We start from the raw sequence: 19,643 nt of genomic DNA, 5'->3' as shown, positions 1-19,643 counted from the left end.
CTTGTTAAAAACTTGACTTTCTGCATTTTTCGGTTATATTATAGGTTATGGTTTATACAGATAAAGAAAAATATTCAAACATTTTAGAAGACTCAATAACCTATCTAGAAAACAAGGGTTTTGAAAATATTAAAGCAGATATTGAAGGTTACGAAACACCTAAATCGTATTTAAAAAAAGGAAGTGATATTGCCGTCACCCCCGATATTGTAGCGACCAAAGAAGGCCGTAAGCATCTGTTTGATGTGAGTTTAAAATCGGAAAAACCGAAACTCTTAAAATCTAAATGGCTATTCTTAAATACACTCAGTAATTTAAAATCTTATAGATTTAAATTAATCACCACTAGGGGACACTACAAGTTCACATATGAAATGCTGGATGCCATTAATCTAAATGACAAAAACTTAATCAAGATTTAAAATAATTTTAATCTTTTGTAACATTTACTGTTATTCTTACGTATAACTACTAGAAAAGAATTGCAATCCCTATAAAATATCGATAGCATTACATGAGACAACTTAAAATTACGAAGCAGGTTACAAACAGGGAAACTGCTTCGTTAGACAAATATTTGCAAGAAATTGGCAAAGTAGATTTAATTACTGCTGATGAAGAAGTAGAATTGGCACAACGTATTAAAGCTGGTGACCAAGTCGCTTTAGAAAAGTTAACCAAGGCTAACCTACGTTTTGTGGTTTCTGTAGCCAAACAATATCAAAACCAAGGCTTAACCCTTCCCGATTTGATAAATGAAGGTAATTTGGGTTTAATTAAAGCTGCCCAACGTTTTGATGAAACTCGTGGTTTTAAATTTATCTCCTATGCGGTTTGGTGGATACGTCAATCGATTCTTCAGGCTTTGGCCGAGCAATCCCGTATTGTACGTCTACCGCTTAACAAAATTGGATCTATTAATAAAATTAATAAAACTTTTGCCTTTTTAGAGCAAAGCCATGAGCGTCCTCCAAGTGCAGAAGAAATTGCAAAGGAATTGGATATGACCATTAACGATGTAAAGGAGTCCATGAAAAACTCTGGTCGCCATGTAAGTATGGATGCACCATTAGTTGAAGGTGAAGACTCTAACTTATATGATGTATTAAATAGTGGAGAATCTCCAAACCCAGATAAAGAATTATTACACGAGTCTTTGCGAACAGAAATTGAACGTGCTTTAGAAACCTTAACACCTCGTGAAGCAGATGTTATTCGTTTATATTTTGGCTTAGGCAACCAACACCCTATGACCTTAGAAGAAATTGGAGAAACTTTCGATTTAACTCGGGAACGTGTGAGACAAATAAAGGAAAAAGCCATTCGCCGCTTAAAACACACCTCTCGAAGCAAAATTTTAAAAACTTATTTAGGATAATTATGTAATTACCCCTAAATTACGGCTACAAACAGTTTCACATAACTGTTCGTTTTTTGATTGATGAAAGGACCCCCGGCTGATTACCGGGGGTTTATTTTTAACTACACTCTAAATCTCTAGCCAAAGGAGAGAGACTTCAAAAAAGAGTTTTCTATATTTGCACAAACATATAAAATCACTACCTCCAATGAGTTCTAAGTTAATTGCTCCCTCTATTTTAGCAGCCGATTTTGCTAATCTACAACGTGATATTGAAATGGTAAACCAAAGTGATGCAGATTGGTTTCATATCGATATTATGGATGGGGTTTTTGTTCCCAATATTTCTTTTGGCATGCCTGTTTTACAAGCCATTGCCAAACATGCAAAAAAAACCATTGATGTACATTTAATGATTGTAGATCCGGACCGTTATATAAAAACCTTTGCTAATCTAGGCAGCAATGTTTTAACGGTTCATTATGAGGCATGCACCCATTTACATAGAACGTTACAAGCCATAAAAACCGAAGGCATGGAAGCCGGTGTTGCCCTTAACCCACATACAAATGTTAATGTTTTGGAAGATACCATTAACGATATAGACCTAGTTTGCTTAATGAGTGTTAACCCTGGTTTTGGTGGACAAAGCTTTATTGAGAACACTTATAATAAGATAGCTCAACTAAAAGCACTTATTCTTCGTAAAAACGCAAAAACACGCATTGAAATTGACGGCGGTGTAACTAACAAAAACGCAAAAAAGTTAGTCGATACAGGTGCCGATGTTTTGGTTGCTGGTAGCTATGTTTTTAAAAGCAGTAATCCATTGGAAACCATTAGTGATTTAAAGAAAATTGCCAACGCTTAAAACTGTTTTAGCATATATTTAATCAAATCGGTTGTGGTTACGATGCCTACCAGAATTGAATCGTCTACAACAGGTAAAGCATGAAATTCATTTTCTGCTAATATTTTAGCTACTTTTTTAATGGTTGTACTACTACTTACCGTGACCAAATTTTTTGTCATAACCTGTTCTATACTAAACATATTGTAAACTACAGTATCTATATCTCGGTCATCATCAGTAGCATCAGCAAAACTAATTTTTAACAAATCGCTGTAACTTAACATACCTATTATGGATTCTTCCTTCACCACAGGAATATGCCTAATATGATGCCTTTTGAATAAGGCTTCGGCTCTGGTCAAGTCATCGTTTGTATTTAAAGCAATAAGATTTTTTGTCATTATTTCTGAAACTGGAGTCAATGCTTTCATAGTTCATCCATTTTTAAATTTCAGCTAAAATTACATCATTAAGACAAAACCATTTATGATAATTATCAGTAATCATTAAAACTTAAAACTGACTTAAAAGATATTTAATAATATCAGTAGTAGTAACAATACCTACCAACTTGTTGTTATCTACCACTGGCAATGCATGAAACTCTTTAGTCGCAAAAATTTCAGCTACTTCCTTTATAGAATTTGAAGAAGATACCGTAACTATTTTTTGTTGCATGATCTGCTCAATAGTAAACATATGGTATACAAATGCATCTGAATCCATATTTTCTTTTTCTCCATAATCAGAAAACTTAAGACGCAGCAAATCGGTTTTGCTTAACATACCTATTACCACATTATTGGTTACAATGGGAATATGTCTGATATTATGCTTTTTAAAAATTTTCTCGGCCTTTTCAAGGCTATCTTTCTTACGTAACGTAATAACATGCTCGGTCATTATCGTTGAAATTGGTGCCTTACGTATCATGGTTTAATGGTATATGCTTGATAACTTTAAAATTATGAAACCGAGGCAAAATATATTATGACTTTAATCATACATTTGATAGATTATATGATGTTAATCGGAATTAATAGCCATTAAAAGTACTTTCAATCATGTTAACAAAATAATTTGTATATTTAGTTATAACCAACTACAAACCATTTCCTTACCTACTTCTACTTGGTAAAAAAATTATTAATTAATTCTTTAAAAAACAGTTATGAAAACACAAACCAAAATTTTGATGCGCATCATGCTATTGGCTATTTTCTGCCTCTTCATTACAAGATGCTCCAACGAACCTATTTCCAATCTGGAATCTGAGTTAAGCAACAATGACTTGTCTTCAAAAATGGGACAGGAAAAGGATCCTCAAAAGGCATTGGTTTTTAAAACCGAACTATCAGGAGATAACGAAGTCCCAATGCGGGAAACAGATGCCTCTGGACATGCAATTGTAAGAATTAGTCAAGATGAAAGTACTGTTCATTACGTCGTAATTGTTGAAAATATAGATAATGTTGTTGCCTCACACTTTCACAAAGCTCCTGCAGGAGAAAATGGAGGAGTTGTTGTTGGGATATTTGGAGGGCCCAAAATTGAAGAGTTATTTAGCGGTCAGCTGACCACTGGTAAAATTACAGCAGAAACTATGGGTGAAGATGGTGCGAATAAACTTGCAACATTCATTCAAGATATTAAGGATGGTAACATTTATATTAATGTTCATACCAATCCCGGATATCCAGGAGGAGAGCTAAGAGGTCAATTATAAAAAGTGTACCAAGAGGTCAAAGTTCTTTTTTGACCTCTTATTTTTTTATTAATATCCTGCATAATTAAAATTAAGCATCTGCTTAATTTTTGCGTATACCTGCGGAAACTCACTCTTAAAATCGTATGGGGTTTCAATAAAATTTTCTATGGCTACTGCCAAAAACTCAAATTGATTGGTATAGGCATATTTTCTAAAGTATTTAGAGGATGTGATTGTATTTCTAAGGTTTTCATCTTTAGATAACAATTCCGAAAGCTCTTTAAACGAATCACTAAAAATAGTTGAGCTTATATCGCGTTCCTTTATACTATTGATGTGAATGGCATGGGTAAATTCATGGATCCCTAAATTCAAATTATCATTATCAATGTCAAACCCCTTTACAAAATCTTCCCAAGACAGGACCAAAGCCTTGAGTTTGGGATTAAACTCCCCCTTGTGATAGGCGTTATTGGATTTTGAATAAAACTTAGTAGGATAAACAACAATTTTAGATATCAAACCAATATAAAAGTCCCTAAAGCCAAAGGTTAGCATGACAGCCGTTGCAGCAAGCAACACCTTTATTTCATCATTTACAACCAATCCTCCCCTCCCAATAAAATCTTTATCAATGATAAATGAGGCCACACGATGTTCAAAATAGCGTTTATTTTTATCGGTTAATTTATTGTAAAATCTAAATTTGGTCTTCAAGATTTGTTTTTGGTCTTTACTAAGTCTTCTTTTAAACCAATAAAAATGCACGTAGTATGGTTTCCTGTGTTTTAGCACATAGCCCATTTCAATCATTTTTATAGCAAAATGAAAAAACATATAAGCTAGTGCTGCAAAGAAAATACCTAGTATAATTTTACTGCCCAGGGTATATTTTATTAAAAGAAAACTAAAAATCACTTTATAAATAACGTCTTTACTATTTCGAAATTACGTTAATCCTTTTAAAAAAGATAATTTATTGGTTAAAAAGCACAAGGTTTATCAATTACGCCCAACCGACTAAAGGATTTAAATTATCGAAAGATTATTTTTAATACAACTATTAACTCTATTAGAAACTTGTTTTCCTCAAAATTCCACTTTGAAATAATCCAAAAAAAATGCTCAAGTAATCTTGAGCGTTTTTAATTTTGAACAATTTATTCGTGACCACGGAGGGATTCAAACCCCCGACCGCTGGAGCCGAAATCCAGTGCTCTATTCAGCTGAGCTACGTGGCCATTTATTTTACTAAGCTAATTTAGCTTTTACAATAGTTGATATGGTTTTACCATCGGCTTTACCTGCTAATTCCTTACTTACTATACCCATAACCTTACCCATGTCCTTCATACCCTGTGCACCAACATTTGCAATAGTTGCCACCACAACTTCTTCTATCTCTTCTTCATTTAAAGCTTCGGGTAAAAACCGAGCTATGATTTCTGCCTCAGCAAGCTCTGGAGCAGCCAAATCCTCACGCCCTTGTTCTATATAAACAACTGCACTATCCTTACGTTGCTTTACTTGCTTTTGAAGGATTTTAAGTTCTTGCTCTTCAGTTAGTTCTTCTTTAGCACCACTTTCGGTCTGCACCAATAAAATAGCCGATTTAACAGCCCGTAAAGCTGCAAGAGCAGTTTGATCTTTAGACTTCATGGCCTCTTTTAAAGCCGTCATTATGTCTTTTTGTAAACTCATTGGTTTAATTGCTAATATAAAATTTTACTTCCCCTAAAGGCTAGCAAAAATAATGAAATTACTTAAGTTTTATCACAAAAACCCCGAAAAGCTTAGGCAAACTTCTCGGGTTCATAACTAAGTATGTCTAGTAGACGTTTATACCTTAATCAACATTATCGTGCAAAAATGAATTATTACTTCTTAGTTGAATATCATCATTATCATCCAAACCAATACTTGTTCTGGACATATCTGTTTCCGAAGAGTGCTTCACTTCACTTAAATCTACCCCTTGGCGTTTATAAGCAGGCACTTTTTCAATGTCATCTATCTTCGCATTGTTAAACTTATAATTAAAGTCTTTCATTTTACGTTTACGCTCTTCGGCACGTTCTTTTAGCAACTGGGATATAGGCATATTCATTGGATCAACCTCATCTGTAGTTACCTCTTCTTCAACTGTATCCTCTACAATAACTTTCTTTTCGAAAACAATATCCTCATCTATTTCATCTACAGTTTCTTTTTTCTTCATATTGTTCATAGCAGATTCCAACTCAATATAATCATCTAAGGCATAACGCACTTCACCATCTTCATTGGCTTCTGTAACCGTAATAAGTTCAATATAGTCTTTCACTGGAATCTTTTTCACCTTTTCATTAACTAGTGACTCAAGGGGTTCTTCTTCAACATTATTGTCAGAGGTTAATGGCAAATCAAAGGTTAATGTAATTTGCTGCTCTTCCTCAACTATATCCTCTTTTTGTTTAGAAACAACAGTTACCGGTTTTATGATAAAATCGTCTTCTTCGTGAACCTTTGCAAATACTTCTTCACACTCAACATCAATATTCTTAATGAATTCTGAAGTAGGTATTAGATTAATATCACAATCATTTGAAATGGTTATTTTCTTCGACTGTTGATTTTCGAGCTTTTGTTTGGTTTGTTTAACCTCGACATTCTCATCTTCTAAGTCCAAGGTGTGCCTTACTATTGGCGGTTCTTTCTTGGCTTTCTTTTCTTCCATTTCTATTACTGGTGTAATAATTACGGGATCTCTATCCTTAGCCAATAAATCATGTTCTTCTTCAAGAGAATGAATTACTTTTTTTGTTTCGGTATTAGAGATTTCATCTTGTTGTTCTACATTAAACCCAGTAGCTATAATGGTCACTGCAATAGACTCTTCTAAGGATTCATCTTCACCTACCCCCATGATAATATTCGCTCCATGACCAGCTTCATCTTGAATATGGTCGTTAATCTCTCCTATTTCATCAATAGTAATCTCATGGGAACCAGAAACGATAAGCAGCAACACGTTTTTAGCTCCTGTAATTTTATTGTCATTAAGCAATGGTGAATCCAAGGCTTTTCTTATAGCCTCTTGCGCTCGGTTTTGTCCTGATGCCATTGCAGACCCCATAATAGCCGTACCGCTATTGCTCAATACTGTTTTTGCATCACGTAAATCAATGTTTTGGGTGTAGTGATGTGTAATCACTTCAGCTATGCCACGAGCAGCTGTAGACAACACCTCGTCTGCTTTGGAGAACCCTGCTTTAAAACCAAGATTACCATACACCTCACGAAGTTTGTTATTATTGATAACTATTAATGAATCGACTACATCCCTTAATTTTTCGATACCTTTTTGCGATTGCTCCAAACGCATTTTACCTTCAAACTGGAAAGGCATCGTTACAATACCAACTGTTAAAATGTCTAAATCCTTAGCCATTTTAGCTATAATCGGCGCTGCTCCTGTACCAGTACCACCACCCATTCCAGCAGTTATAAATACCATTTTAGTATTGGTATCCAACATACGTGAGATTTCTTCAAAACTCTCTACGGCAGATTGCTCCCCAATTTCTGGATTAGCACCCGCACCTAATCCTTCAGTAAGGTTTACCCCTAATTGGATCTTGTTGGGCACTCCACTATTTTGAAGTGCCTGGGCATCGGTATTACAAATGTAAAAATCTACACCTTTAATCCCTTGTTGGAACATGTGGTTTATAGCATTACTGCCACCACCTCCAACACCAATAACTTTAATGACATTTGATTGGTTTTTGGGTAAATCAAATGCAATGCTTTCGAATTCTTTCTTGCTGCTCATAAATTCTAGTTTACTGGTATTTATACTTAATTTTTAACTTATTATTTTATCAATGGATTATTTTTATTCTATTCGGCGTTATCTAAAAAATCCTTGACACGCTCGGTTAATTTATCTAAAAATGAACGTCGTTGCTTTACAGGTGGCTCCTGTGATTCTGTTTCATCAACAAGATTATTTTCCTGTACTTCAGCTTCTATAGCTTCTTTTTTTCTTCTTTCCTGACGTTTCAACCCGTCTAAAACCAATCCTACTGCTGTAGCATACAACGGACTGGTTATATCTTCATCACTATCTCCTGCAAGATGTTCGTTAGGATAGCCTATTCGAGTATCCATACCTGTGATATATTCCACAAGCTGTTTCAAATGTTTTAATTGACTACCACCTCCCGTTAATACGATCCCTGCTATTAGCTTCTTTTTTTGTTCTTCGTGACCATAATTTTTAATTTCGACATAAACCTGTTCAATAATCTCTACCACACGGGCATGTATTATTTTTGATAGGTTTTTAAGAGTAATTTCTTTAGGCTCACGACCTCTTAACCCTGGTATGGATACAATTTCATTATCCTTGTTTTCCCCTGGCCATGCCGATCCAAACTTTATTTTCAATAATTCAGCCTGCTTTTCTATAATAGAGCACCCTTCCTTAATATCTTCGGTAATAACGTTCCCTCCAAAAGGAATTACGGCTGTATGCCTAATAATACCATCCCTAAAAATGGCAAGATCGGTGGTTCCGCCTCCAATATCTATCAATGCTACTCCTGCTTCTTTTTCTTCTTGACTCAATACCGCATTTGCTGAAGCTAACGGCTCTAATGTGATGCCTTCTAAACTTAATCCTGAACTCTGTACACAGCGTCCAATATTTCTAATGGAAGACACTTGACCTACTACCACATGAAAATTCGCTTCCAAACGACCACCATACATCCCAATAGGTTCTTTTATTTCACCTTGACCATCAACTTTATACTCTTGAGGAAGTACATGGATTATTTCCTCTCCAGGGAGCATAACCAGTTTATGCACTTGGTTTATGAGTCTGTCGATATCATTATCGTCTATCACATTTTCTGAATTGGGTCTCGTTATATAATCACTGTGCTGTAAACTACGAATATGTTGTCCTGCTATACCTACGGTAACACCATCAATTTTCATATCGGCTGAAACTTCAGCTTCCTGAACGGCTTGTTGTATAGACTGAATGGTTTGTGTAATATTATTTACAACACCACGATGAACCCCTAAGCTTTTAGATTTTCCTATGCCTAAAATCTCAACTTTGCCGTACTCATTTTTACGACCAATCATGGCCACTATTTTTGTGGTACCTATGTCTAAACCTACTGCTAAATTTTGTTCCATGTTTTATATTTTGGTACAGACCACTTGATTATCAAATTGTAAATTAACTTTACTATACCTGCTAAGTGTATTTTCCTTTAGATTCTTTTTATAAAACACTTTTAGGTTATTAATTTTTTTATCTAAAAACTCAATTGTCCCTAGTTTTACCACAAAATCGCAACGCCTTAATCTTAAAAAAATATCGCCTTTGCTGTTTTGGTGAATTTCTATTACACTCTTTTTTAAAAACTCATCTGAATCAACTTTTTTGGCTATTTTATATATGCTTTTTAAGTTGTTTTTTTCAACATGACCTGTTACCAAAGGCACTCTTGCCGAATAATTACTCGATAGTGGCATAAACAACCCTTCATCATCAATGTAATATGATCCATTTGTACTTACCCTTGCTAATGGCGTTTTTTGCTCAATGTCAGCATTAAGAGTACCATTTACAGACACATAGACTTCTGCCGACTTAATCAATGGGTTAGAATTCAGAGATTGTTCTAATTCATTCAAATCTAAAGTTTCTTTAAGCATATTTTTAACCCCTTGCCGATTTTGTATTAACAATTTACTAACAGTTTGATTAGTTATAAATAGATTATTCTCTCCTAAAAACTTTACATTTGGCTGTGACACTTTTCTAGCCGTATTCCTTGCTGTGGCAAATGCAAAAAGAAATACTACTGTACTTAACAGCAACAACATTTTTATAAAATTCCAATTAACTCGCAATACTAAATTCTTTTTTAATATGTTTCACTTCTTCTCCTATGTCTCCCGCTCCAAGTGTTAAAACAACATTGGCTTGGCTTTCGCGAATTCTGGATATCAACTCCTTTTTGCTTACCAATTGCTTATTTTTTAAATCTATTTTTTCCAGTAACCATGCCGATGTTACACCTTCGATGGGTAATTCTCTTGCAGGATAAATATCTAATAATATCACAGCATCAAACTTAGACAAGCTTTCGGCAAAATCTTCCACAAAATCACGTGTTCTACTATATAAATGCGGTTGAAATACAGCTAAAACCTTCTTTCTAGGATACATTTCCCTTACTGCCTGATGCACAGCATTAATTTCTTGGGGGTGATGGGCATAATCGTCTATTAAAACAAAATCATCAGTTTTAATATGGTAAGTAAAACGTCGCTTTACCCCTTTGTAAGATGCTAAAGCCTTGGCGAGCTGCTGGTGAGGGCAACCATACTCTACAGCCATCGCCAAGGCTATTAATGCATTTGACAAATTATGTCTACCTGGTAGGTTAAATTTTAAATTTTCTAGGACCCTTTTTGGTGTCTTAACATTAAAAACATAGGTTCCATTTTCTATCTTAATATTTTGGATACTGTAGTCTGATTCATCTTCAATACCATAGGTTATACCTTGTATGGACAATCCGTTTTTAATAAACAACTTTCCATTAGGCTTTAGGCATTTAGCAAAATCCACAAAAGAGTCTTTCAGTGCTTCAGCTTCACCGTAAACATCCAAATGATCAGCATCCATTGAGGTTATGCAGGCCATGTCTGGCTTTAAAGTTAAAAACGAACGATCAAACTCATCAGCTTCAACTACGGTAACTTCGGTTCCATTACTAATAAAGTTAGAATTATAATTTTCACTAATACCACCCAGAAAAGCTGTTATCGGTTTATTACATTCGTATAACAAATGACCTAAAATACTGGTCGTGGTGGTTTTTCCATGGGTTCCAGCTACGGCCAAGCAAAATGTGTTTTCGGTAATCAACCCTAATACTTTTGAGCGCTTAAAAACCTTGAAATTATTATTTACAAAATAATTTAACTCTTTATGCTCTACTGGTATAGCCGGTGTGTAAATTACCAAAGTGCTGTCCTTATTAAAAAAAGACTCATTTATATTTTCAATGCCATCTTCAAAATGAATTTCGACACCTAATTTCATTAAGTCATCTGTTATTTCAGTTCGTGTTTTATCATATCCAGCAACACGCTTATTATTGGCTACAAAATAGCGTACCAAGGCACTCATACCTATGCCACCAATACCAATAAAATACACGTTATATATGTTTTTAAAATCCATTATTCCTTCAACAATTTTTCTACTTCATCCACAATACGTTTAGTTGCATTTACGTAAGCCATTCTTTGAATGTTTTTACTAAGTTGACTTTGCTTTTCGGGTGATGCCAACAACTGACTAAATCTGTTTTCGAAATCTACTTCCAAATCTTCTTCTTTTATCATCATAGCCGCATCTTCATTAACTATGGCCATGGCATTTTTAGATTGATGGTCCTCTGCAACATTGGGTGATGGAATAAATATTACCGGCTTACCAACTATACACAGTTCGGACACCGAGCTTGCTCCAGCTCGGGAAATAATAACATCGGCAGCAGCATAAGCCATATCCATATTATTTAAAAACTCATACACCTGTACACCATTGGTATTGTTATATATTTTGTATTGTTGATAATACAATTTTCCGCACTGCCAAATAATTTGGAGGTTCTGAGTGTCTAAAAAATCAAGCTTTTGTTCAATCAATTCATTTATGCGCCTAGCTCCCAAACTTCCACCCAAGACTAACAAAGTGTTCTTACCATGCTTTAAATTGAAAAAGGCCTTTGCTTCCAGCGTTTTGATTTCTATATTCAAAAGCCCTTTTCTTACTGGATTACCTGTTTTAATGATTTTATCTGCAGGAAAAAATCGCTCCAATCCATCGTAGGCCACACAAATTTTACGGACCTTTTTAGCTAATAGTTTGTTAGTAATGCCCGGATAAGAATTCTGCTCCTGAATCAAACTAGGAATTTGTTTTGACGAGGCCATATACAACAAAGGACCACTAGCAAAACCTCCGGTACCTATAACCACATCTGGTTTAAATGCACTTACAATTTGTCTCGATTTCCACAAACTGCTCAGCAACTTAAACGGAAACAAAAGATTTTTTGAAGTCAATTGACGTTGGATACCTGAAATCCACAACCCTTTTATCTCATAACCCGCTTGTGGTACTTTTTCCATTTCCATTCTATCTTTAGCTCCAACAAACAAGAATTTAGCATTTGGGTAACGATGCTTTAATTCATTAGCAATAGCAATAGCAGGATAGATATGTCCTCCTGTACCACCACCCGAAAGAATAATTCTATATGTTTTTCCCTTTGTCACTAATCCACTTTTACTTTAAATACTTTTTGCTTTATGTACTTATAACTTAAATTGTTTCCGATAGAATTTCCAATGGATTTTCCTCTATACTTTCTTGCTGTATAATCTCCTGCCTATGAGCACTTACACTCAAAATAACCCCAATTGCCAAGCAGGTCATCCAAATAGAAGTCCCTCCACTACTAACTAAAGGCAAGGTTTGTCCTGTTACCGGAAACAATTCAACAGCTACCGCCATATTAATTAATGCCTGAAACACAATAGGCAATCCAACACCTAATACTAAAAGTTTACCAAAAACGGTATCGGCCTTTTGTGAAACTATTACAATTCTAAATAACAACCACAAATACAGAATCATAATAAAAAAGCCTCCCAACAAACCATATTCTTCAATGATAATGGCAAAAATGAAATCGGATGAGGACTGTGGTAAAAAGTTTTTCTGAATGCTTTTTCCAGGTCCCACTCCTTTAATACCTCCAGAAGCAATGGCAATTTTTGCTTTTTGAATTTGATAATCAGCTTCAGTATCTTCATCATTAGAATAATTTTTAATCCTATTCTCCCAGGTTGTTACCTTAACATTTAAAGGACCCGAAGTAAGCTTCGCAAACATGATAAACATAGTCAAAGCCACTATTCCAAGTCCCATAATAATCCCCAAATAACGAACCGGATACCCCCCTATAAATACCAATATAGTTACCATTAAAAATATTATGGCTGCCGTGGAAAAGTTTGATGGTAAAATAAGCACCAATACCAAAAAAACGGGTAGCCACAATGGCATAATCGATTCTTTAAACGTAACGTGTTTATCCTTTATTTTAGACATATACCGTGACACATAAACCATTAAAACCACTGCTGCAAAGGTTGAAGTTTGGAACGACACCCCCACAAAAGGTATTTGAATCCACCTACTGGCACTCGCCCCAGCAATGGTTGTACCTTGTAACATTGTTAGCCCTAAAAGCACCAATACCACAGGAATCATGATCAATGACAACCCTTTAAAATACCGATAAGGTATTTTATGCACACCGTACATAATGGCAAAACCTAAAAACAAATGCATAAAGTGTTTTACAAAAAAAGCAAAGGTGTTTCCATCACCTCCTTTGTAAGCTAAATTACTGGCAGCACTATATACGGGTAAAAAGGACACAATAGCCAACAATGCTACAATTGCCCAAATTAACCGATCTCCTTTTATGTTTTTAAACAGTTGCTGCACTTTCTATTAATGATTTTATAAATTTCTTACTGCCTCTTTAAACTGACGCCCTCGATCCTCGTAATTTTCAAACAAATCAAAACTGGCACATGCTGGTGACAACAATACATTATCTCCAGCTTCAGCTATTTTGTATGCAATTTTAACAGCTTCACTCATAAATTGTGTTTCAACCATAATATCTACCATACCATTAAAAGCTTCAATTAATTTAGTGTTATCTATACCCAAGCAAATAATTGCTTTTACCTTTTCATTAATAAACGGATAAAGCTCTGTATAATTATTACCCTTATCCTGGCCTCCAACAATCCATACAGTTGGTGAATCCATACTTTCAAGGGCATAATACGTTGCATTAACATTTGTTGCTTTAGAATCGTTTATATATTGTACCCTATTGATTTTTAACACATATTCTAGACGATGTTCCACACCTTGAAAGTTTTCCAAGCTTTCACGAATGGTCTGTTTTCTAATCTTTAATAAATGCGCAACGGTTGATGCCGCCATAGCATTTTTAATATTGTGCTTCCCTTCTAAGGTTAAGTTTGTTGTTGGCATAATTATCTTATTGTTATCTATTGTTATTGTTATTTGGTTATTTTGGTAATACGCACCATTATCAATAATTTTTGTTAATGAAAATGGTAATAATATGGATTGAACCGGATAGTTTTTTAAATGATTTGCTATCACGTCATCATCTGCATCGTAGATTAAATAATCTTCAGATGTTTGGTTCATAGCAATCCTAAACTTTGAAGCAATGTAATTTTCGAACCTATAATCATACCGATCTAAATGATCTGGTGTAATATTTGTAATTACAGCAATTTTGGGCTTGAAATTAACGATATCATCCAACTGAAAACTACTGATCTCAAGCACATAATTTTCATAATCTTGCTCAAAAACCTGCTTCGCAAAGCTATCTCCAATATTACCTGCTAATCCTACATTTAGCTCTTGTTTCAACAAATAATGTGTTAAGGTTGCCGTAGTAGTTTTGCCATTGCTACCAGTAATTCCCACAAGGGTTGCTTTTGTGAATTTTGAAGCAAATTCAATTTCGGAAATCACAGGAATATTAGCTACCATTAACCTACTTACTATCTCTACTTTATTAGGTATTCCTGGGCTTTTCATTACCAAATCCGCATTTAGGATTTTGGCTTCAGAATGTTTTCCTTCTTCCCATTCAATCTCATTATGTATAAGAACCTGTTTATAATTTTCTTTTATTTTTCCTTTATCGCTAACAAAAACATCGTATCCTTTTGCCTTACCCAAAAGCGCTGTACCAATACCACTTTCACCTCCTCCCAATATGACCAATCGTTTTTGCATTTATACTTTTCGATTCACCTAATTTTTAACGTCACCAAACTTATTATGGCAAGTAAAATGCCTATGATCCAAAATCTTGTTACAATCTTACTTTCATGATATCCTAACTTTTGGTAATGATGGTGCAATGGCGACATTTTAAAAATGCGTTTTCCTTCCCCATACTTCCTTTTGGTATATTTAAACCAACTCACCTGCATGACTACCGATAAATTTTCGGCTACAAAAATGCCACACAACACCGGAATCAACCATTCCTTACGAACAGCAATAGCAATCACAGCAATGATCCCTCCAATAGTTAAACTTCCCGTATCGCCCATAAATACTTGCGCTGGATAAGTATTGTACCATAAGAATCCTATTAAGGCCCCAACAAAAGCTGCGATATAAATGGTTATTTCTTCGACCCTTGGTATATACATGATATTGAGATAATCTGAAAAGATGATGTTACTAGACACCCAAGCAAAAATGCCTAGCGTAAGGACAACAATAGCAGAAGTTCCTGCTGCCAAACCATCAATTCCATCTGTAAGATTTGCACCATTAGATACTGCTGTAACAATAATGATAGCAATCAATATAAAAATGATCCAAGCATATTTTCTTAAACTAGGATTAATCCAAGTTATTAATGATGCATAATCAAACTCATTATCTTTCACAAAAGGTATTGTGGTTTTGGTGGATTTTACCTCCTCTTGAAATAATTTTGAATGTGAAATGTTGGGATTTTCTGCCAGTAATTCTTGTTGTTTAGCTACTGGAAGTTTTTCTTTTATGGTAACATCCTGATTAAAAAACAGGGTTAATCCTACAATTAAGCCCAAACCAACTTGCCCCAAAATCTTAAACTTCCCTTTTAAACCTTCCTTATCGTTTTTAAACTTTTTTAAATAATCGTCCACAAATCCAATAGTTCCCATCCAAAGGGTGGTAACTATCAAAAGAATAATATATATATTATCGAGTTTAGCAAGCAATAACACAGGTACTAAAGTTGCCAAAATAATGATGACACCTCCCATGGTTGGCGTTCCCGCCTTCTCCTGCTGTCCTTCCAAACCCAAATCTCTAATAGTTTCACCCATTTGTTTCTTTAATAGAAACCGTATGATTCGTTTACCATAGATTGTAGAAATCAACAGTGATAAGATAATTGCAAAAGCCGCCCTAAAAGTTATATAACCAAAAAGAGACGCACCTGGAAATTGGAATTGTTGTTCTAAATATTCAAATAAGTAATATAACATCTGTTGTTTTTTGAGATTCTTTAATCACCCTTCGACTGATTTCCAAAACTTAAATGATCAGGCTCAAGTAGATATTCAGAATGACATCTATTTTTGTAATTCTTTCAAATATTCTTTTACAATTTTAAAATCGTCAAAATCAAAGCGTTGGCCATTAATTTCCTGATAGGTTTCATGACCCTTACCTGCTATTAAAATAATATCGTTAGCATTCGCTATTTGACAGGCAGTTTTAATGGCCTGTCTCCTATCGGTTATCGAAACAACTTTTTTAAAATTCTGAGGCTCAACACCTCTTTCTATATCTTCAATAATAGTTTCTGGGACTTCACTTCTTGGATTATCGCTTGTAAATATCACTTTGGTACTCAAGGTCGAAGCGATGTTGCCCATTTTAGGACGTTTGGTTTTATCACGATTGCCACCACAACCTATAACCGTGATTAACTCTTCATTTTTAGTTCGAATACTATTAATAGTTTCCAAAACATTTTTTAAGGCATCGGGTGTATGTGCATAATCGACAATGGCTGTAATTTTTTCATCTGAAATTAAATACTGAAAGCGCCCACTCACACTTTCCAATTCGCTTATTAATCTTAGTATCTCAACCTTTTCAAGTCCCAATAATTCTGCCGTGGCATAAATTGCTAAAACATTGTATGCATTAAAACTACCTATAAGTTTGGTCCACAGCTCATTATCGTTTAACTTAAGCAGTAAACCTCCTAATTGATTTTCCAAAATTTGGGCTTTGTAGTCAGCATAACCTTTTAAGGCATAGGTAAACTTTCTTGCTTTAGTATTTTGTAGCATAAAAAGCCCATTCTTATCATCTACATTTACTAATGCAAAAGCCTTGTACGACAACCCATCAAAAAACTGCTTTTTTACATCTCGGTACTCGGCAAAAGTGTTATGGTAATCCAAATGATCGTGAGTAAGATTGGTAAAGATTCCACCTTCAAAACACAACCCTTCAATTCGCTTTTGGTGGATACCATGGGAACTCACTTCCATAAAACAAAATTCCACTCCAGCATCATTCATTTCCTTTAAATACCTGTTTATGGTAATAGAATCTGGTGTAGTATGTGTGGCTTTATACTCACGGTCATCCACCATGATTTTCACAGTGGAGAGTAAGCCCACTTTATAGCCTGCTTTATTAAATAACTGATATAGCAAACTGGCAACGGTGGTTTTACCATTGGTTCCTGTAACACCAACCAGTTTTAGATTTTCCGAAGGAGCCCCATAAAAATTTGATGCCATTATTGCCAAAGCCTTGTTGGAATCTTTCACCTCAATATAGGTTACATTTTTTATCAATTTTTGGGGTAACACCTCACAAACAATTGCAACAGCCCCTTGAGCTATGGCATTTTCAATATAATCATGTCCATCAACAGTGGTACCTCGAAGCGCAACAAAAGCATCACCTTTTTTTACGATACGTGAATCAAACACCATAGCTCTAACAGAAACATTAGTACTACCTACTACGGCATCTATAGAGACTTTATATAAAATGTCTTTTAGTATCTTCATGACGCTGTTAACACTATAGTTTGGTTATTACTTAACTTAATTCCTTCTTTTGTTGATTGCTGTTTGACCACACCGTTACCCTGCAATTTCACATTCACATTTACCTGCATATTTTCCAGAAGAGCCAAGGCATCCATAGCTGGCAACCCCACTACATTGGGCATAATCGTTTTATAGGTTTTCGCTATCTTATAAAAGTTTTCGTATTCGCCCTCTACTAAGGCATTTTTTACTTCCAAGGATTTTACCTCATCGATAAGTGGTGTATCGGTAAATATTTTTTGAGCAATTTTTTTAAATACAGGCCCCGATACGTCGGCTCCGTAATACCCAACACTTTTATCAGGTTCGTGTATCACTACAATACACGAATATTTAGGGTTTTCTGCCGGAAAATACCCAACAAATGAAGAGATATAATTACGCTTTTCCTTATTTCTATAATCTTTTTGACAAGTTCCAGTTTTTCCTGCCATAGAAAAATTTTCAGAATATAAACGATGCCCTGTACCATGTTTTTTATCAACCACATTTTTAAGTAATTTCTGAAGCTTAGCAATAGTTTCCTTAGAACATATTTGCTTATTTATTACCTCTTTTTTAAAAGGATCTATTACTTTATCAAACTCTTTAACCTCCTTTAAAAATTGAGGTTTCACCATTTCACCGTCATTCCCTATAGCATTATAAAATGTTAAGGTTTGTAAAGGTGTAAACGATACGCCATATCCATAAGCCATCCATTGCAATGCAATACCGCTCCATCGTCCATTTTTTATCCTAGGATCGGGAATAACAGGCTGTCCTTCACCTATAATCGGAATAGCAAGAGAGTCCCTTAAATTCATAGCATATAAACGATCTATAAACTTGCTTGGTTGATTTTTATAAGCTTTGTCTATAACCTTTACAATACCTGTATTGGAAGATACTTCAAACGCTTTAGACACTGTAATCTCTCCATAACCGCCATGCTTGGAGTCCCTTACTTTTTTACCATAAAATGATATAATACCTTTTTCGGTATCAACCACATCACTGGTATCAACCAATTTATCTTCAAACGCTGCTGCCAATGCCATAAGCTTAAATGTTGACCCAGGCTCGTGACTTTCACCAACCGCATAGTTTAAACGCTCATAATAAGTTCCTCTAGTGCCTCTTCCTAAATTGGAAATCGCCTTCACTTCTCCTGTTTTGGTTTCCATTACCACTACGCAGCCATGATCCGCTTTATACTTCACTAATTGTTCCAACAAGGCATGATGGGCTATATCCTGTATATTAACATTAATAGTTGTATACACGTCAGAACCATCTTTCGGCTCAACTTGGTTAGAATCGGTTATAGGTTTCCATTTCCCATTCCCTATTTTTTGCTTTAATCGTTTACCATCAGTTCCCCTTAAATACTTTACACCAAATGCTCCATCTATACCAGGTCGGGTTACATAACCAAAATCATCTTCCTTTTCATATCCAATTGTTCTTCGCGCAATTTCCCCCATAGGAAACTCCCGTTTGGTATTTTGCTCCACAATTAAACCTCCAGGTATCGCCCCTTTATTCAGCAATGGAAAATTCCTGATACGGATATAATCGGAGTACCCAATGTTCTTTACCAATAACAAGTACTGATTCCTATTAGCCCTTGCCTTTCTTATTAGTTTTTCATAATGTGCCGAAGATATTCCCGAATAACTTGCCAAAGAATCACATAAGCCTTTTATATGCTCTTCAAAAAGTTTTACTGAGGACACTACCGCATCTATAGCTATATTGTATTTAGGAATAGATGTTGCGAGCAAACTGCCATCATCAGCATACACATTACCACGATTGGCCGGAATGGTTACATTTTTTACCATCTGTTCTTTAGCTAAGTTTTTATATTTATCGCCATGAAAAAATTGGATACCCACCAATTTAAATAGCACGGCCAACCCGAAGACGAACATACACCC

At 35.1% G+C, this 19,643-nt stretch carries 18 protein-coding genes and 1 tRNA gene; 4 read left to right on the top strand and 15 right to left on the bottom strand.

Going from position 1 to position 19,643, the window contains the following annotated elements; genetic code table 11:
- Nucleotides 1-47 precede the first annotated feature (47 nt).
- From K7G79_RS08895 to rpe, 3 genes are all read left to right on the top strand, one after another.
- A complete protein-coding gene (locus K7G79_RS08895; RefSeq protein WP_223551149.1) occupies nt 48-422 on the top strand; it encodes a hypothetical protein in 375 nt (124 codons plus the stop codon).
- A gap of 92 nt (nt 423-514) precedes the next feature.
- A complete protein-coding gene (locus tag K7G79_RS08890) occupies nt 515-1,378 on the top strand; it encodes an RNA polymerase sigma factor RpoD/SigA (RefSeq protein ID WP_027137161.1) in 864 nt (287 codons plus the stop codon).
- Between the two features lie 190 nt (nt 1,379-1,568).
- Nucleotides 1,569-2,231 (top strand): ribulose-phosphate 3-epimerase, encoded by a 663-nt coding sequence (gene rpe / locus K7G79_RS08885; RefSeq protein ID WP_223551147.1) that lies wholly within the window; start codon nt 1,569-1,571, stop codon nt 2,229-2,231.
- Here rpe and K7G79_RS08880 read toward each other — a convergent pair.
- Both K7G79_RS08880 and K7G79_RS08875 read right to left on the bottom strand, forming a co-directional pair.
- Nucleotides 2,228-2,644, bottom strand: a complete 417-nt coding sequence (locus tag K7G79_RS08880; protein ID WP_223551145.1) for an HPP family protein — start codon at nt 2,642-2,644, stop codon at nt 2,228-2,230. The two genes, rpe and K7G79_RS08880, sit on opposite strands and share 4 nt — an antisense overlap.
- A gap of 82 nt (nt 2,645-2,726) precedes the next feature.
- Nucleotides 2,727-3,146 carry a CBS domain-containing protein gene (locus tag K7G79_RS08875; RefSeq protein WP_223551144.1) on the bottom strand — a complete coding sequence of 140 codons (420 nt, stop codon included), beginning with the start codon at nt 3,144-3,146 and terminating at the stop codon, nt 2,727-2,729.
- A 238-nt stretch (nt 3,147-3,384) separates the two neighbouring features.
- Between K7G79_RS08875 and K7G79_RS08870 the strand changes: the two genes are divergently transcribed.
- Nucleotides 3,385-3,939: a CHRD domain-containing protein gene (locus K7G79_RS08870; RefSeq protein ID WP_223551142.1), complete on the top strand. Its 555-nt coding sequence runs from the start codon at nt 3,385-3,387 to the stop codon at nt 3,937-3,939.
- A gap of 48 nt (nt 3,940-3,987) precedes the next feature.
- Here the strand turns inward: K7G79_RS08870 and K7G79_RS08865 are convergent, their stop codons facing one another.
- The 13 genes from K7G79_RS08865 to K7G79_RS08805 form a co-directional block, all read right to left on the bottom strand.
- A complete protein-coding gene (locus K7G79_RS08865) occupies nt 3,988-4,734 on the bottom strand; it encodes a zinc-dependent peptidase (protein ID WP_255575960.1) in 747 nt (248 codons plus the stop codon).
- Between the two features lie 354 nt (nt 4,735-5,088).
- Nucleotides 5,089-5,162, bottom strand: a tRNA-Arg gene (locus K7G79_RS08860).
- 10 nt (nt 5,163-5,172) lie between these two features.
- Nucleotides 5,173-5,622, bottom strand: a complete 450-nt coding sequence (locus K7G79_RS08855) for a GatB/YqeY domain-containing protein (RefSeq protein WP_223551140.1) — start codon at nt 5,620-5,622, stop codon at nt 5,173-5,175.
- Between the two features lie 145 nt (nt 5,623-5,767).
- Entirely contained in the window at nt 5,768-7,735 is a 1,968-nt protein-coding gene (ftsZ, locus tag K7G79_RS08850; protein ID WP_223551138.1) for a cell division protein FtsZ, read from the bottom strand.
- A gap of 68 nt (nt 7,736-7,803) precedes the next feature.
- Nucleotides 7,804-9,114, bottom strand: a complete 1,311-nt coding sequence (gene ftsA / locus K7G79_RS08845) for a cell division protein FtsA (RefSeq protein ID WP_223551137.1) — start codon at nt 9,112-9,114, stop codon at nt 7,804-7,806.
- Between the two features lie 3 nt (nt 9,115-9,117).
- Nucleotides 9,118-9,810, bottom strand: coding sequence for a cell division protein FtsQ/DivIB (locus K7G79_RS08840; RefSeq protein WP_370634201.1), 693 nt, complete (start codon nt 9,808-9,810; stop codon nt 9,118-9,120).
- Nucleotides 9,811-9,826: 16 nt separating this feature from the next.
- Nucleotides 9,827-11,179, bottom strand: coding sequence for a UDP-N-acetylmuramate--L-alanine ligase (murC, locus tag K7G79_RS08835; protein ID WP_223551133.1), 1,353 nt, complete (start codon nt 11,177-11,179; stop codon nt 9,827-9,829).
- Nucleotides 11,179-12,282, bottom strand: coding sequence for an undecaprenyldiphospho-muramoylpentapeptide beta-N-acetylglucosaminyltransferase (gene murG, locus K7G79_RS08830; RefSeq protein WP_223551132.1), 1,104 nt, complete (start codon nt 12,280-12,282; stop codon nt 11,179-11,181). The genes murC and murG overlap by 1 nt, the downstream gene beginning before the upstream one ends.
- A 46-nt stretch (nt 12,283-12,328) precedes the next feature.
- Nucleotides 12,329-13,522: an FtsW/RodA/SpoVE family cell cycle protein gene (locus K7G79_RS08825; protein WP_223551130.1), complete on the bottom strand. Its 1,194-nt coding sequence runs from the start codon at nt 13,520-13,522 to the stop codon at nt 12,329-12,331.
- Nucleotides 13,523-13,537: 15 nt separating this feature from the next.
- Nucleotides 13,538-14,872, bottom strand: coding sequence for a UDP-N-acetylmuramoyl-L-alanine--D-glutamate ligase (murD, locus tag K7G79_RS08820; RefSeq protein WP_223551128.1), 1,335 nt, complete (start codon nt 14,870-14,872; stop codon nt 13,538-13,540).
- A 14-nt stretch (nt 14,873-14,886) separates the two neighbouring features.
- On the bottom strand, nt 14,887-16,128 hold the full coding sequence (mraY, locus tag K7G79_RS08815; protein WP_223551127.1) for a phospho-N-acetylmuramoyl-pentapeptide-transferase: 1,242 nt from the start codon (nt 16,126-16,128) through the stop codon (nt 14,887-14,889).
- A gap of 87 nt (nt 16,129-16,215) precedes the next feature.
- Nucleotides 16,216-17,679: a UDP-N-acetylmuramoyl-L-alanyl-D-glutamate--2,6-diaminopimelate ligase gene (locus tag K7G79_RS08810; RefSeq protein WP_223551125.1), complete on the bottom strand. Its 1,464-nt coding sequence runs from the start codon at nt 17,677-17,679 to the stop codon at nt 16,216-16,218.
- Entirely contained in the window at nt 17,676-19,637 is a 1,962-nt protein-coding gene (locus tag K7G79_RS08805) for a penicillin-binding protein (RefSeq protein WP_223551274.1), read from the bottom strand. Before K7G79_RS08805 ends, K7G79_RS08810 begins: the two co-directional genes overlap by 4 nt.
- Between the last annotated feature and the right edge of the window lie 6 nt (nt 19,638-19,643).

It is taken from the genome of Aestuariivivens sp. NBU2969, from assembly GCF_019931125.1.
In the GTDB taxonomy this organism is placed as follows: domain Bacteria; phylum Bacteroidota; class Bacteroidia; order Flavobacteriales; family Flavobacteriaceae; genus Aestuariivivens; species Aestuariivivens marinum.
This window is presented reverse-complemented; position numbering and strand designations above follow the sequence as displayed.

Excerpts from the sequence above, each read along its gene's own strand:
- K7G79_RS08895 (WP_223551149.1), top strand. The coding sequence starts at position 48 with ATGGTTTATACAGATAAAGAAAAATATTCAAACATTTTAGAAGACTCA.
- K7G79_RS08890 (WP_027137161.1), top strand. The coding sequence starts at position 515 with ATGAGACAACTTAAAATTACGAAGCAGGTTACAAACAGGGAAACTGCT.
- rpe (WP_223551147.1), top strand. The coding sequence starts at position 1,569 with ATGAGTTCTAAGTTAATTGCTCCCTCTATTTTAGCAGCCGATTTTGCT.
- K7G79_RS08880 (WP_223551145.1), bottom strand. The coding sequence starts at position 2,644 with ATGAAAGCATTGACTCCAGTTTCAGAAATAATGACAAAAAATCTTATT.
- K7G79_RS08875 (WP_223551144.1), bottom strand. The coding sequence starts at position 3,146 with ATGATACGTAAGGCACCAATTTCAACGATAATGACCGAGCATGTTATT.
- K7G79_RS08870 (WP_223551142.1), top strand. The coding sequence starts at position 3,385 with ATGAAAACACAAACCAAAATTTTGATGCGCATCATGCTATTGGCTATT.
- K7G79_RS08865 (WP_255575960.1), bottom strand. The coding sequence starts at position 4,734 with ATGATTGAAATGGGCTATGTGCTAAAACACAGGAAACCATACTACGTG.
- K7G79_RS08855 (WP_223551140.1), bottom strand. The coding sequence starts at position 5,622 with ATGAGTTTACAAAAAGACATAATGACGGCTTTAAAAGAGGCCATGAAG.
- ftsZ (WP_223551138.1), bottom strand. The coding sequence starts at position 7,735 with ATGAGCAGCAAGAAAGAATTCGAAAGCATTGCATTTGATTTACCCAAA.
- ftsA (WP_223551137.1), bottom strand. The coding sequence starts at position 9,114 with ATGGAACAAAATTTAGCAGTAGGTTTAGACATAGGTACCACAAAAATA.
- K7G79_RS08840 (WP_370634201.1), bottom strand. The coding sequence starts at position 9,810 with ATGTTGTTGCTGTTAAGTACAGTAGTATTTCTTTTTGCATTTGCCACA.
- murC (WP_223551133.1), bottom strand. The coding sequence starts at position 11,179 with ATGGATTTTAAAAACATATATAACGTGTATTTTATTGGTATTGGTGGC.
- murD (WP_223551128.1), bottom strand. The coding sequence starts at position 14,872 with ATGCAAAAACGATTGGTCATATTGGGAGGAGGTGAAAGTGGTATTGGT.
- mraY (WP_223551127.1), bottom strand. The coding sequence starts at position 16,128 with ATGTTATATTACTTATTTGAATATTTAGAACAACAATTCCAATTTCCA.
- K7G79_RS08810 (WP_223551125.1), bottom strand. The coding sequence starts at position 17,679 with ATGAAGATACTAAAAGACATTTTATATAAAGTCTCTATAGATGCCGTA.
- K7G79_RS08805 (WP_223551274.1), bottom strand. The coding sequence starts at position 19,637 with ATGTTCGTCTTCGGGTTGGCCGTGCTATTTAAATTGGTGGGTATCCAA.